16 protein-coding genes are annotated in these 12742 nt (G+C 64.3%); 14 read left to right on the top strand and 2 right to left on the bottom strand.

What is annotated here, in order from left to right:
• The first annotated feature begins 1 nt into the window (after position 1).
• The gene (locus QZ656_RS12725) at positions 2-193 is read left to right on the top strand and encodes a DUF1289 domain-containing protein (RefSeq protein ID WP_291993733.1); all 192 of its coding nucleotides are present in this window, start codon (positions 2-4) and stop codon (positions 191-193) included.
• Positions 193-1107, top strand: coding sequence for an MBL fold metallo-hydrolase (locus QZ656_RS12720; RefSeq protein ID WP_291993732.1), 915 nt, complete (start codon positions 193-195; stop codon positions 1105-1107). The genes QZ656_RS12725 and QZ656_RS12720 overlap by 1 nt, the downstream gene beginning before the upstream one ends.
• Here the strand turns inward: QZ656_RS12720 and QZ656_RS12715 are convergent, their stop codons facing one another.
• Both QZ656_RS12715 and QZ656_RS12710 read right to left on the bottom strand, forming a co-directional pair.
• The gene (locus QZ656_RS12715) at positions 1108-1599 is read right to left on the bottom strand and encodes a thioredoxin family protein (RefSeq protein WP_291993731.1); all 492 of its coding nucleotides are present in this window, start codon (positions 1597-1599) and stop codon (positions 1108-1110) included.
• Between the two features lie 84 nt (positions 1600-1683).
• On the bottom strand, positions 1684-2046 hold the full coding sequence (locus QZ656_RS12710) for a response regulator (RefSeq protein ID WP_291993850.1): 363 nt from the start codon (positions 2044-2046) through the stop codon (positions 1684-1686).
• Here QZ656_RS12710 and QZ656_RS24115 point away from each other — a divergent pair.
• The 12 genes from QZ656_RS24115 to QZ656_RS12650 all read left to right on the top strand — a co-directional run bounded on the left by QZ656_RS24115 (position 1942) and on the right by QZ656_RS12650 (position 12733).
• Complete coding sequence (locus QZ656_RS24115; RefSeq protein WP_366522156.1) at positions 1942-3144, top strand: hypothetical protein; 1203 nt, start codon at positions 1942-1944, stop codon at positions 3142-3144. The two genes, QZ656_RS12710 and QZ656_RS24115, sit on opposite strands and share 105 nt — an antisense overlap.
• A gap of 442 nt (positions 3145-3586) precedes the next feature.
• The gene (gene ribBA / locus QZ656_RS12700; RefSeq protein WP_291993730.1) at positions 3587-4720 is read left to right on the top strand and encodes a bifunctional 3,4-dihydroxy-2-butanone-4-phosphate synthase/GTP cyclohydrolase II; all 1134 of its coding nucleotides are present in this window, start codon (positions 3587-3589) and stop codon (positions 4718-4720) included.
• Positions 4720-5244 carry a 6,7-dimethyl-8-ribityllumazine synthase gene (gene ribH, locus QZ656_RS12695; protein WP_291993729.1) on the top strand — a complete coding sequence of 175 codons (525 nt, stop codon included), beginning with the start codon at positions 4720-4722 and terminating at the stop codon, positions 5242-5244. Before ribBA ends, ribH begins: the two co-directional genes overlap by 1 nt.
• The gene (gene nusB, locus QZ656_RS12690) at positions 5244-5741 is read left to right on the top strand and encodes a transcription antitermination factor NusB (protein WP_291993728.1); all 498 of its coding nucleotides are present in this window, start codon (positions 5244-5246) and stop codon (positions 5739-5741) included. The genes ribH and nusB overlap by 1 nt, the downstream gene beginning before the upstream one ends.
• 18 nt (positions 5742-5759) lie before the next feature.
• Positions 5760-6749 carry a thiamine-phosphate kinase gene (gene thiL, locus QZ656_RS12685; RefSeq protein WP_366522155.1) on the top strand — a complete coding sequence of 330 codons (990 nt, stop codon included), beginning with the start codon at positions 5760-5762 and terminating at the stop codon, positions 6747-6749.
• Positions 6736-7227, top strand: coding sequence for a phosphatidylglycerophosphatase A (locus QZ656_RS12680; protein ID WP_291993848.1), 492 nt, complete (start codon positions 6736-6738; stop codon positions 7225-7227). The genes thiL and QZ656_RS12680 overlap by 14 nt, the downstream gene beginning before the upstream one ends.
• Positions 7224-7733, top strand: coding sequence for a CinA family protein (locus QZ656_RS12675; RefSeq protein WP_291993727.1), 510 nt, complete (start codon positions 7224-7226; stop codon positions 7731-7733). Before QZ656_RS12680 ends, QZ656_RS12675 begins: the two co-directional genes overlap by 4 nt.
• Positions 7734-7862: 129 nt before the next feature.
• A complete protein-coding gene (locus tag QZ656_RS12670; RefSeq protein WP_291993726.1) occupies positions 7863-8867 on the top strand; it encodes a hypothetical protein in 1005 nt (334 codons plus the stop codon).
• A 134-nt stretch (positions 8868-9001) separates the two neighbouring features.
• A complete protein-coding gene (gene recA / locus QZ656_RS12665; RefSeq protein ID WP_291993725.1) occupies positions 9002-10021 on the top strand; it encodes a recombinase RecA in 1020 nt (339 codons plus the stop codon).
• Positions 10022-10032: 11 nt separating this feature from the next.
• Positions 10033-10485, top strand: coding sequence for a regulatory protein RecX (locus tag QZ656_RS12660; RefSeq protein ID WP_291993724.1), 453 nt, complete (start codon positions 10033-10035; stop codon positions 10483-10485).
• 3 nt (positions 10486-10488) lie between these two features.
• Complete coding sequence (lptB, locus tag QZ656_RS12655; protein WP_291993723.1) at positions 10489-11223, top strand: LPS export ABC transporter ATP-binding protein; 735 nt, start codon at positions 10489-10491, stop codon at positions 11221-11223.
• Positions 11224-11305: 82 nt separating this feature from the next.
• Entirely contained in the window at positions 11306-12733 is a 1428-nt protein-coding gene (locus QZ656_RS12650; RefSeq protein WP_291993722.1) for an RNA polymerase factor sigma-54, read from the top strand.
• Positions 12734-12742: the final 9 nt, after the last annotated feature.

The raw sequence follows: 12742 nt of genomic DNA, 5'->3' as shown, positions 1-12742 counted from the left end.
CATGAGCGGCACTGAAGACGATTATCTGTGCGTCGGCGTCTGCATGTTCGACCCCGATTCGGGCTACTGCCTGGGTTGCGGCCGCCCGCCCGAGCCGCTGCCCGAGGACTCGCAGGGGATCGTCGCCGAGGAGGTCGCGCCGCTGCGCATCGTCGATGCCGGAGTGAACGGCGATTCGCCGGGCAAGGACTGATGCTCCCCGATAATCTGCTGGTTCTTGAACGCGGCTGGCTGTCGTCGAACAACATCGTCTTTCTCGAGGGCGAGCAGGCGGCGCTGATCGACAGCGGCTACGTGACGCACGCCAGCCAGACGGTGGCCCTGCTTGAACATGCGCTGGCAGGTCGCCGCCTGACGCGCCTGCTGAACACCCATTCGCATTCCGACCACATCGGCGGCAACGCCGCGGTGGCCGCTGCTTTTGGCTGCCAGGTGATCGTTCCACAGGGAATCGACGCGACCATCGCCGAATGGGACCAGGAAGCGCTCCTGCTGTCACCGCTCGGCCAGAGCGCGGCGCGTTTTCGCCACGACGCGACGATCGCCGCCGGCGACGAGAGCGAACTCGGTGGCCTCAACTGGCGGGCGATCGCCGTTCCCGGGCACGACATGGATGCGCTCGCTTTCCACAACCCCGAGCGGCGCCTGCTGATCTCGGGTGACGCCTTGTGGCGTAATGGCTTCGGCGTCATCTTCTCGGAACTGCTGGGTCATCCCGACGATGGCGGCGGTCTGAAAGCCGCGCGCGAAACGCTCGACGCGCTCGCTCGTCTGCCGGTCGAGGTGGTCATTCCCGGCCATGGCGCTCCCTTCTTCGACGTCGAAGAAGCTTTCGAGCGTGCCTACCGGCGGCTGTCGGCCTTCGAGCAGGATATCGAACTGCTCGCGCGGCACGCGCTCAAGGTCATTGTCGCCTTTGCCTTGCTGGAGAGGCGGCAGCTGCCGCGCGCCGATCTGCCGGACTTCCTGGCGCGTCTGAGCTTCTGCCAAAGCGTCAACGCACGCTATCTGCAGCTCAGCAACGAGGTCCTGGCGCAGCAGCTGGCCAGAGACCTGATCCGCGCCGGCACGCTGCATGACGTGCAGGGCGTGCTGGTCGCCGCTTAGTCAGCCGGCCGACGCCTGCGCGCCGCCTACCGATGCGCGGCTGCAGATTCTGCTCAGCTCGTCCGCTGTCAAACGCCGCAGGTCGAGATCGCCCTGCCAGCGGCGTCGCTCGGCGCCGGAAAAGGCGTACTCCTGACTCTGTTCTGCGCTTTGTTCCAGGAAGCTTTCCAGCGTGCGCCGCAGGTGACTCGGGGTCGGCAGCATGGTGCCAAAGTAGAGCGTCCATTGGCGACGCTTGATGAGCAGCGTCGGAAAGTTTTCGACGTCGAGGTCACCCAGGTGGTCGGCGTGGTCCTCGATATCCAGCCAGTGAAATAGCAGCGCCGGGAACTGCCTGGCGACTTCCTTGAAGCCGTCCCGGTATTCGCGACAAACACCGCACCATTCGGCGCACAAGCAGACGACCACGAATTCACTGAACGCACCGAGTTCGCTGGCGGGCGAATCGCCGTCGGCGGCTGACCCGGCGAGCGCCTCGCGCGGCGGGCTCATCGCGGTCCTGGTGCCGCTGGCCGTGCGGCGCGTGCCAAGCTGGCGCCGTCGTGGCCCCGGCTGGCGCGGTCAGGCATCACGCGCTCAAGCGCCGCCGCGACCAACCACCAGCCGCTGGATGTGCGCAATCAGCTGCTCCTCGGGGTAGGGTTTGCCGAGCAGTACGTCGACGCCGGCGGCGTCCGCCTCGCCGCGCAATTGATCGCTGTCCGAGGTCACCATGATGATCGGGAGATTCGCCGTTTGTGGATTGCTGCGCAGTTGCCGGACCAGCTGCAAACCGGTCATTCCGGGCATATCGACGTCGGTGACCAGAACGTCGGGTAGCGCAGTGGCGATTTTTTGCGCCGCGTCGAGCCCGTCTTCGGCCATCAGAACCTGATACTGATTGGCCGTCAGCAGTCTGCCGGTCTTGACGCGCACGACCTTCGAATCGTCAGCAATCATCACCACCGTTTGTTCCGGAGCCTTGGCTTTCGCCGCAGCAGGTGGCGGCGCGGCGACGGCGCGTTCAGCCTCCAGCAGCGCGGCTTTCTCAGCGGCCTGGCGCTCGGTCTCGCGAGCGATCGCCTGCTCGACCGCCAGGCGCTCATCCTCCTCCAGACGAAGGGCTTCCTCGACGGCTTTGCGCTCGCCTTCGAGACGAGCGGTTTCCTCGGCAGCCTGGCGCTCGGCTTCGACGCGAGCGGCTTTTTCGGCGGTCTGGCGCTCGACCTCGGCACGAGCAGCTTCTTCGGCAGCCTGGCGCTCGGCCTCAGCGCGAGCGGCTTCCTCGGCAGCCTGGCGCTCGACCTCGGCACGAGCAGCTTCCTCGGCAGCCTGGCGCTCGGCCTCAGCACGAGCGGCTTCCTCGGCGGCCTGGCGCTCGGCCTCAGCGCGAGCAGCTTCCTCGGCGGCCTGGCGCTCGACCTCAGCGCGGGCGGCTTCCTCGGCAGCTTGGCGCTCAGCTTCGGCGCGAGCAGCTTCCTCGGCGGCCTGGCGCTCGACCTCGGCACGAGCAGCTTCCTCGGCAGCCTGGCGCTCGGCCTCAGCACGAGCGGCTTCCTCGGCGGCCTGGCGCTCGGCCTCAGCGCGAGCAGCTTCCTCGGCGGCCTGGCGCTCGACCTCAGCGCGGGCGGCTTCCTCGGCAGCCTGGCGCTCAGCTTCGGCGCGAGCGGCTTCCTCGGCAGCCTGGCGCTCGACTTCGACGCGAGCGGCTTTTTCAGCAGCCTGGCGCTCGACCTCGGAGCGGGCGGCTTCCTCGGCGGCCAGGCGCTCGGCTTCGACGCGAGCGGCTTTTTCGGTAGCCTGGCGCTCGGCTTCGACGCGAGCGGCTTTTTCGGCGGTCTGGCGCTCGACCTCGGCGCGAGCGGCTTCCTCGGCGGCCTGGCGTTCGGCCTCGACGCGGGCACTTGTCTCGGCGGCCAGACGCGCGGCTTCGTGGGCCGCCTGCTCGCTCACTTCCCGACCCGCTCGCTCTGCAGCCGCGCGCGCCTTGAAGAAACGTTGCAGGAGAAACGCCACCAACGCGCCGGCGGCAATCAACAGCACGCTCTCAATTATTGACATTGAACTGCTCCCTCGTAGTTGGCGTGTGCCAGCGTCGGAACGTGCCGGCGCTCACCCGATGACTGTGCAAATTATCGGCCGACAGCGCTATTTCATCGGTGTCGAGCATGATAAAACGAATAATTGTCCGCTTGGAAGATCGATTCACCGACGATCGACCGTGGCGACGGCCAAAGAACGGTGCGCATGCCGCGCTGGCCCAGGCCTGCCGCGTCGCCTCGGCGGCGAATTCATGCCGGCAGGCGATCGGCGATCGCCAGGCATGATTGACCTTGCGCGCCGTTCGCTTTCCTTGCTGTTGCGTAGCGGTCGGGCCCGGAAACTGCGAGAATGCCGGGCTCGGGAGCGATGCTTGCTGACCCGAGCGACGTTCGGTCGCCGCGTTTCGCAGGCGCCGCCGGCAACTGGCGCGAGCCCACTCGCGCGGAGGACGTATTGTATGGCACCACAACGCACATCAGCCGATGTCGCACCGATCGAGGAAGTCATCGTCGAAATGCGTGCCGGACGGATGGTTGTCCTGGTCGACGAGGAAGACCGCGAGAACGAGGGCGATCTGATCCTCGCCGCCGAGCACGTCAACGCCGAGGCGATCAATTTCATGGCCCGTTTTGGCCGCGGCCTGATCTGCCTGACACTGACCGAGGCGCGCTGTCGGCAACTCGGTCTGACGCAGATGGCGCGCGACAACAAGAGTCCGTACAGCACGGCGTTCACGGTCTCCATCGAAGCGGCCGAGGGCGTTACGACGGGCATTTCGGCGCAGGACCGCGCGCTAACGATCAAGGCGGCGGTAGCCCGAAACGCACGACCCGAGGACATCGTGCAGCCTGGTCACGTTTTTCCGATCATGGCGCGCGCCGGCGGCGTGCTGGTGCGTGCCGGGCATACCGAAGCGGGCTGCGATCTGGCGCTGCTGGCCGGCCTTGAACCGGCGGCGGTGATCTGCGAGATCCTCAATGACGATGGCAGCATGGCTCGCCTGCCCGATCTGGTCGCTTTTGCGCAGCAGCATGGCCTGAAGATCGGCACCATCGCCGACCTCATTCATTACCGCAGCCAGCACGAGACCTTGGTCGAGCGCACCTTGTCGAAAACCGTACAGTCGGCACACGGCGAGTTCACGCTGCACGCTTATACCGACTGTACGTCCAACGAAGTGCATCTGGTCCTGACCAAGGGCAACATCCACCCCGAGCGCGAGACGCTGGTGCGCGTGCACGAGCCCTTGTCGGTAGTCGATTTCCTCGATCCAGGCGGTGGTCGGCATACGTTTTCGCTGGACGTGGCGCAGGCCGCACTGGCGGCCGCCGAAGCCGGCGTGATCGTCTTGTTGCACCGTCCCGAAAGTGGCCAGGACATTCTGGCGATGCTGCGTGAGCCGGTCGCCGCCAAGCGTCCGGCGGCGCGCTGGGATCCGCGCATCTACGGTATTGGCGCGCAAATCCTGCGCGATCTCGGCGTCGGCAAGATGAAACTGCTGTCGAGTCCGCGTCGGATGCCGAGCATGACCGGCTTCGATCTCGAAGTGACGGGCTACGTAGCCAACTTGACCGATATTGAAAGGCTTTGATGACTACCCAGAAAGCGAGTGAACCCTCTGTCCGCACCGCTCCCGCGGCGCGCTCCGGAAACGCCTGCGAGTACGAGGCATCGCTGCGCGGTGCGGGGCTGCTGATCGGCGTGGTGATGAGCCGTTTCAGCGAGAATATCGGAGAAGGACTGCTCAGCGCCTGTACCAACGAGCTCAAACGGCTCGGCGTGGACGACAGCAGCGTCAGCCTGGCCACCGTCCCTGGCGCTCTGGAAATCCCCCTGACCTTGCAGACGATGGCGCGCAGCGGCCGTTTTGACGCGCTGATCGCGCTCGGCGCGGTCATCCGCGGCGAAACCTATCACTTCGAGGTCGTCGCCAACGACTCGTGTCGGGCGCTGATGGACGTCCAGCTGGCGACCGGCGTACCCGTTGCCAACGGTATTCTGACCTGCGAGGACGACGACCAGGCGCTGGTTCGCATGCATCAGAAGGGCACCGATTGCGCGCGCGTGGCAGTCGAAATGGCCAATCTGCTGCAGGCGCTCGGGGAGCAATCGTGATGGCCGAAAACTCTCGGACACCGGCCGCCGGCGGCAAGCCGGGCGCTGGCCGCTCACCGCGTCGCCGGGCCCGCGAATTCGCCCTGCAAGGGCTCTACCAGTGGCGCTTGAGCGGTAACGACGAAGCGGCGATCGAAGCCCATCTCGGCGACATCGACGACTTCGACAAGGCCGACAGTGAGTTCTTCGTCAAGTTGCTGCGCGGCGTTCTGGCCCAACGCGAGGAATTGCAGGGGCAGCTGCAAGCGTATCTCGACCGCCCCTTCGGCGAGCTGTCGCCGATCGAGGCCAGCGTCCTGCTGGCCGGCGCTTTCGAGTTGCGCAATTATCCGCAGACGCCGTACCGGGTGATCATCAACGAGTCGATCGAGCTGGCCAAGGGTTACGGCGGCACCGACGGCCACAAGTACGTCAACGGCGTTCTCGACAAACTTGCCGCCAGCCTGCGGCCGGCCGAGGTCGAGGCCAAGCGTGCCGCTCGCGCCAAAGCACGCTGAGCGGCGGCGGGCGGCGAATTGCTGCAGGCCAGCGAGACGGCAGCGGTGGTGAGCAGCGAGTTTGACCTGATCCGGCGCTATTTCTGCAGGCCGACGCCACAAGCCGTCCTCGGCCCGGGTGACGATTGCGCGCTGCTCGCCCCGACGGCGGCAACCGAACTGGCGATCAGTACCGATATGCTGGTCGAAGGCACTCACTTTCTGGCCGGCACCGATCCCTGTCAGCTCGGCTGGAAGGCGCTGGCGGTCAACCTCTCCGACCTGGCGGCGATGGGTGCCACGCCGCGCTGGGCCTTGCTGGCCGGCAGCTTGCCGGAAGCCCGCGCGGCGTGGCTGGAATCGTTCTCGAGCGGGCTCTTTCGCTGCGCGACTCGCTACGGCGTCGATCTGGTCGGCGGCGATCTCACACGCGGGCCGCTCAATCTCTGTTTCACGGTGCTCGGTGAACTACCCGCAGGCAGCGCTCTCCGTCGCGACCGTGCCGTACCGGGTGACGATCTCTGGGTGTCGGGACAACCCGGTCTGGCGGCGCTGGGTCTGGCGCAACTGCAGGGCAAGACCAGCCTCCCCGAGGTGCTTGGCCAGCGCTGTCTGGCCGCCCTGCACTGCCCGCGGCCACGTCTGGAATTGGGGCTCGAGCTGCGCCGGCGTCGCCTGGCGCACGCCGCGATCGACGTCTCGGATGGCCTGCTCGCCGACCTTGAACACATCCTCGAACGCTCGGCTGTCGCCGCCGAGGTGTTTGTCGCGCAGCTGCCATGCCTGCCGGCCGGCGCCGACCCGCTGCTCGCCCGGCAATGCCAGCTGGCCGGCGGCGACGACTACGAGCTGGTCTTTTCGGCGCCGCCGGCGAAACGAAGCGAGCTCGCCGCGCTCGCCGCCGAGCTCGATCTGCCGCTTTGGCGCTTCGGCCGGGTCGTCGACGCGGCGCTTGATCGCCTGACGCTACTCGACGGCGACGGCCAGCGACTGCCGATGGACGGCAAAGGCTTCGATCACTTTGGCTAGCACTCCTTCGCTGCGATTCCTTCTCGCCCATCCCGCGCATCTGGTCGCCTGCGGCTTTGGCAGCGGTTTGTCGCCGTGGGCGCCGGGGACCTTCGGCACGCTCTTTGCGTGGGCCACGTTCGGGCCGCTGCGCTCGTCGATGAGCGACTTCGAATTGCTCGGTTTTCTCGTTGTCAGCTTCATTGGCGGCATTGTCGCGGTGCATAAGACGGGCGTCGATCTGGGCGTCGTCGATCACGGCAGCATCGTCTGGGACGAGATCGTTCCGTTCTGGCTGGTGCTGCTGTTCTGTCCCACGCACTGGCTATGGCAGACCGCCGCCTTCTGTCTGTTCCGCTTTTTCGACATCAGCAAGCCGCAGCCGGCGCGCTACTTCGACGAGCAGGTGAAAAACGGTTTCGGGGTGATGACCGACGACCTGGTCGCCGCCGGCTACACGCTGCTGGTCCTGGCGATCCTGCGCTTCGTACTGCCATGAGCGCCTGCGATCAACGTTCGCTCGAAGCCCTTGCCGCCGAAGTCGGCGCGCTGCTGCTGCGTAGTGGCGAGCGTCTGGTGACCGCCGAATCGTGCACCGGCGGTTGGGTCGGGCAGTGTCTTACCGCGGTGGCCGGCAGTTCCAGCTGGTTCGACCGCGGCTTCATCACCTATTCGAACGAAGCAAAAATCGAAATTCTCGGGGTCGGCGGCGACACGCTGGCGGCGCAGGGGGCGGTATCCGAAGCCACTGCTGGCGCCATGGCGCTTGGCGCGCTGCGCCGCAGTCGTGCCACCTGGGCCTTGGCGATCACCGGCGTTGCTGGCCCAGGCGGCGGCTCGCCGGAGCGGCCGGTGGGGACCGTCTGCTTCGCCTGGGCCGGCCCGGACGGCTATCTGGCCACCGCTAGCCGACGCTTTCCGGGTGACCGCGAGGCGGTGCGTGCGCAATCGGTCGCGCATGCGCTGCAAGGCGTGCTGCGGCGCGCTGGCCACGATCTCTGCTGATAGCCGCCGGGAGCGGCTCCTGGGGCGTTTTCGCTGTCGTCAAATTCGGGAATTCAGGCGCGCAATCTGGCGCAATCGGCATCGCCATCGACTAGAATAACTGCCTTATATCCGACTTTTAGTCCGGTCATGCCCTCGCCAATCGCCAACATCCCTTCTCGCTGGCTTGTTGTCTTGCTGCTGCCGGCCCTCTTGCTGTTGGCGCCGCAAAGCCGAGCCGTTGGCGTCAACGACGCCGCCATTGTTTCGCTCGTTGACGAGCCGCGCGCATCGGGTGGCGAGCACCCAGACCCGCTCGAGAAGCGGCTCGTCGAGTTGCCGGAAGAGCGCCGGATCGGGCCGGCGGCGCCGGCGGCCGAAGAAAGCGACTGGTGGATCGAGCTGGGCGCACTGTTCGCTCTGATCGCCGGCTTGATCGGACTGATTCGTCGGCAGGCTGAAATGTCGTCTCGCCAGGCGGAACTTCCGGTCTGCGCCGAGCCATTGATCGACGCCAACGAGGACAGCGGATGGGAGTTGTTGCCATTTGGCAGTGCCGATGATCCGACTCAGCTTCCCGACCGCGAAAAAGCCGCCGATAGATTCTCGACCTTCCGTGCGACACCAGACGCACCGCCGCAGGGCGAGCAGAGCGAGGTCGCTGTGGTGCTCGAACTGGCCGAAGTCATGCTCGCCTTCGGTCGCATCAAGGGTGCCGAGCAAGCTCTCGAGGAGTTTGTCGAAAACCAGCCCGGCGCAGCACTAACGCCGTGGTTGAAATTACTTGAGATTTACCGTCAGAACGGCCAGCGTGACGCCTTCGAAGACAAGAGCGAGCAGCTTCGACGCCACTTCAACGTCGCGACGGCGGCGTGGGAGCTAGCCAGCGAGGCCGGCGCGCCAGCCGTCTCGGCAAGCGAGGAGAGCGCTGCGGCGATTGAGGAACTGCTGCCGCGGCTGCCGATGATCGGGCAGCTGCCGCACATCGCGACCGAGATTTCACGTGCCTGGGGCTCGCCCGGCTGCCTCGCCTATCTCAACAGGCTCTTGCGTGACAACCGTAATGGACAGCGCGGCGGCTTTGCGATGGCGACGGTCCGCGAGCTGTTGTTCCTGACCGACGTCCTGGAAAGCAGCCTGGCGCGGACGCGCTGAGCCGCAGCCGAATCCCAAGCCTGTCTATTTCGTTGAGACTGTATATAATCACAGGTCTTGGTGGTGCTGATGCTGGCGTGTTCAGTGCCGTCGAACATGGGATAATTCCGCTCAATCAAGAATAAGGACTGGCAATGGACGACAACAAGACGAAGGCGCTGGCTGCAGCGTTGGCCCAGATCGAAAAGCAGTTCGGCAAGGGCTCGATCATGAAAATGGGCGAAGGCAGCGTGGTGACCGACGTTCCAGTTGTTTCCACCGGCTCCCTGGGCCTGGATATCGCGCTGGGAATCGGCGGCCTGCCACGCGGGCGAGTGGTCGAGGTCTACGGTCCGGAGTCCTCGGGCAAGACGACCTTGACCCTGCAGGTCATCGCCGAAATGCAGAAACTCGGCGGCACGGCCGCCTTCATCGACGCCGAGCATGCGCTCGACCCGGGCTATGCGCAGAAGCTTGGCGTCAACCTCGACGAGCTGCTGATCTCGCAGCCCGATACCGGCGAACAGGCGCTGGAAATCACCGACATGCTGGTGCGCTCGGCGAGTGTCGACGTGGTGGTCATCGATTCGGTTGCAGCGCTGGTACCGAAGGCCGAGATCGAAGGCGAGATGGGCGACTCGCTGCCCGGCCTGCAAGCCCGCCTGATGAGCCAGGCGCTGCGCAAGCTGACCGCCAACATCAACCGTACCAATACCCTGGTTATCTTCATCAACCAGATCCGCATGAAGATCGGCGTCATGTTCGGCAGTCCCGAAACGACCACCGGCGGCAATGCGCTCAAGTTCTACGCTTCGGTCCGCCTCGACATTCGCCGCATTGGTTCGATCAAGAAGGGTGACGAGGTGGTCGGTAATGAAACCAGGGTCAAGGTCGTCAAGAACAAGGTTGCACCACCGTTCCGCGAAGCGATATTCGATATCCTCTACGGCGAAGGAACGTCGCGCGAAGGCGAGATCATCGAACTCGGGGTGTTGCACAAGCTGATCGACAAATCGGGTTCGTGGTACGCGTACAACGGCGAGAAAATCGGCCAGGGCAAGGACAACGCACGCGAGTATCTCAAAAGCAAGCCACAAATCGCCCAGGAGATCGAAGACAAGATCCGTGCCGCGGTTAACGTTCCGTCGCAGACCCCGAAAGCGACCGCTGCCTAGCGCTTCCGGCAATGAACGACCCGCTGCGCGAGCGGGCCTTGCGCCTGTTGGCCCGCCGCGACTACGCGCGGCTCGAGCTGGCGGCCAGGCTGGCGCCCCACGCCGCCGGATCCGCGGCGCCACTTGACGCCTTGCTCGATGCGCTTGCGGCCAGTGGTCTGCTGTCCGACGAGCGTTATGCAGGAGCACGCGTGAATTTGCGCGGCGCGCGCGTGGGCGACGCGCGTTTAGCTTACGAACTCCGCTCAAAGGGCGTTGCCGACGACCTGGTTAGAGCGGCGCTGGCCGCTGGCGAAGACGAACTGACACGGGCGCGTCGTGTCTGGCAACGGAAGTTTGGTCGTCAACGAACCGTCGCCGACGATGCCACCAAGCGAATTCGCCAGATGCGCTTTCTCGCGGGCAGGGGGTTCTCCAGTGATACCATCCGACGTGTCCTACGCGGCAATCTTGAAGATGATTGAAAAATGTCAGATACGCAGAGCAAATTGTCTACCCGCAGCCTCAAGAAGAGCTACAAGTCGCGTACCGTGGTGCATGACGTTTCCTTCGAAGTAGTCAGCGGCGAGGTCGTTGGCCTGCTTGGCCCCAATGGTGCCGGCAAGACCACGTGTTTTTACATGGTCGTCGGTCTGGTCGCTTGTGATGGCGGTGACGTATCGCTTGATGAAACCAAGCTCACGCATCTGCCGATGCACAAGCGCGCCCGCCTGGGCGTCTCGTATCTGCCGCAGGAAGCTTCTGTTTTTCGTAAGCTGACGGTCAGCGAAAACATCAAGGCCGTGCTCGAACTGCAGCAGCTGTCGGCTGACGAAATTGAAGCGCGTGCAGAAGACCTGCTCGATGAGTTGCACATCAGCCACCTTCGCCACAGCCCCGCAACTTCGCTTTCCGGCGGCGAACGTCGGCGAGTCGAGATCGCCAGGGCCTTGGCTACCGGACCGCGCTTCATTCTGCTCGACGAGCCCTTCGCTGGCGTCGACCCGATCGCCGTCCTCGACATCCAGAAGATCATCCGTTTCCTCAAAGAGCGCGGCATCGGCGTGCTGATCACCGACCACAACGTTCGCGAAACGCTCGGCATTTGCGACCACGCCTACATCATCAACGAGGGCAGCGTGCTTGCCGCTGGTCGGCCCGACGAAATCATTTATAATGAAAACGTTCGGAAAGTCTATCTGGGTGAGAATTTCCGCCTCTGAAGCCAATGGCCCTACAGCCGCAATTCGAGAACCATATGGGCAATTTCCGCATTCCAATGAGGCGGCTTGCCCGGTTCCGTAAATGAATCCGTCCCTCCAGCTCAAGCTCACCCAGCATCTCGCCCTGACCCCACAGCTTGCGCTGTCGATCAAACTGCTGCAGCTGTCGACGCTCGACCTTGAACACGAGCTGGAGAAGTACTTGCGGGAGAACCCGCTGCTCGAACGCGAAGAGACCTACGCGCAGCCCGAGGCAGCGTCCAAGGGCGGCAGCCTTGACGAGGTCAGTAGCCCACCAGCGGCAGACGAGCGCAGCGAACACACCGAGCAGTCGTTTTCCGATGAGGAGGGCTGGCCGAGCGAAGACGGCAACCACTTCAGCAACTCGTCGGCTTCCTTCGACGACGAGGATAGCGACTATCAGGACGTCCAGGCAGCAACGGTGTCCTTGCGCGAACACCTGCTATGGCAGCTTGGCTTGATGAGCATCCCGGATCGTGACCGCGCTCTCGTGCGCTGCCTGGTCGATGCGCTGGACGATGACGGCTACCTGACCCAGTCTCTCGACGATCTCGCGGAAACGATGCCGGCAGAACTGACTATCGAGCTCGAAGAACTGCAGATTGCGCTCAATCACTTGCAGCATTTCGACCCGATCGGTGTCGGCGCACGTAGCGCACAGGAATGCCTGCGACTGCAACTGCAAGCCCTACCGGTTGATCGGACGCGTGCGCTGGCGCTGGAAATCGTCGGTAGTTACCTGGAACTGCTGGCCAGCCACGATTTCGTCAAACTGAAAAAAAACACCGGCTGTGACGACGACGCGCTGCGCGCGGCGCATGCGATGATCTGTAGCCTCAACCCGCGGCCTGGCGCGCAGTACGCCTCTTCCGATACGCGTTACGTCACCCCCGATGTGCTGGTGCGCAAGCTGCGCGAACAGTGGTCGGTGAGCGTCAATTCTGACGCTTTCCCTCGTCTGCGAATCAACAGTCTTTATGCCCAGATACTTTCCCGACAGCGTGGCTCGGGGCTGGCGGTCCACCTGCAGGAAGCGCGCTGGTTGATCAGGAACGTGCAACAACGGTTTGACACGATCCTGCGTGTGGCGCAGGCTATCGTTGAACGTCAGCGTCAGTTCTTCGATCATGGTGAAGTCGCGATGCGGCCTCTCGTCTTGCGTGAAGTCGCCGACGTCCTGGGGCTGCACGAGTCGACCATCTCGAGGGTGACGACGCAAAAGTACATGGCGACGCCACGCGGGATCTTTGAACTGAAGTATTTTTTTGGCAGCCACGTCGGCACCGAAGCTGGCGGGGCTTATTCGGCAACGGCCATTCGTGCGCTGATCAAGCAAATGATCGGCGCCGAAGAACCGAAGAAGCCACTTTCGGATAGCCAGATATCCGAAGTTCTTGGTCAGCAGGGCATTGTCGTTGCACGGCGAACGATTGCGAAATACCGTGAAGCGCTCAGTATCCCGCCGGTCAGCTTACGCAAGTCCATCTAAAAGAAGGAG

Origin of the sequence: Candidatus Accumulibacter sp. ACC003, from assembly GCF_907163085.1 — a bacterium.
In the GTDB taxonomy this organism is placed as follows: domain Bacteria; phylum Pseudomonadota; class Gammaproteobacteria; order Burkholderiales; family Rhodocyclaceae; genus Accumulibacter.
The sequence above is the reverse complement of the archived record's forward strand: the minus strand, read 5'-3'. Positions and strand labels throughout refer to the sequence as shown.

Coding starts and splice junctions, on each gene's coding strand:
- QZ656_RS12725 (WP_291993733.1), top strand. CDS start 2: ATGAGCGGCACTGAAGACGATTATCTGTGCGTCGGCGTCTGCATGTTC.
- QZ656_RS12720 (WP_291993732.1), top strand. CDS start 193: ATGCTCCCCGATAATCTGCTGGTTCTTGAACGCGGCTGGCTGTCGTCG.
- QZ656_RS12715 (WP_291993731.1), bottom strand. CDS start 1,599: ATGAGCCCGCCGCGCGAGGCGCTCGCCGGGTCAGCCGCCGACGGCGAT.
- QZ656_RS12710 (WP_291993850.1), bottom strand. CDS start 2,046: ATGATTGCTGACGATTCGAAGGTCGTGCGCGTCAAGACCGGCAGACTG.
- ribBA (WP_291993730.1), top strand. CDS start 3,587: ATGGCACCACAACGCACATCAGCCGATGTCGCACCGATCGAGGAAGTC.
- ribH (WP_291993729.1), top strand. CDS start 4,720: ATGACTACCCAGAAAGCGAGTGAACCCTCTGTCCGCACCGCTCCCGCG.
- nusB (WP_291993728.1), top strand. CDS start 5,244: ATGGCCGAAAACTCTCGGACACCGGCCGCCGGCGGCAAGCCGGGCGCT.
- QZ656_RS12675 (WP_291993727.1), top strand. CDS start 7,224: ATGAGCGCCTGCGATCAACGTTCGCTCGAAGCCCTTGCCGCCGAAGTC.
- QZ656_RS12670 (WP_291993726.1), top strand. CDS start 7,863: ATGCCCTCGCCAATCGCCAACATCCCTTCTCGCTGGCTTGTTGTCTTG.
- recA (WP_291993725.1), top strand. CDS start 9,002: ATGGACGACAACAAGACGAAGGCGCTGGCTGCAGCGTTGGCCCAGATC.
- QZ656_RS12660 (WP_291993724.1), top strand. CDS start 10,033: ATGAACGACCCGCTGCGCGAGCGGGCCTTGCGCCTGTTGGCCCGCCGC.
- lptB (WP_291993723.1), top strand. CDS start 10,489: ATGTCAGATACGCAGAGCAAATTGTCTACCCGCAGCCTCAAGAAGAGC.
- QZ656_RS12650 (WP_291993722.1), top strand. CDS start 11,306: ATGAATCCGTCCCTCCAGCTCAAGCTCACCCAGCATCTCGCCCTGACC.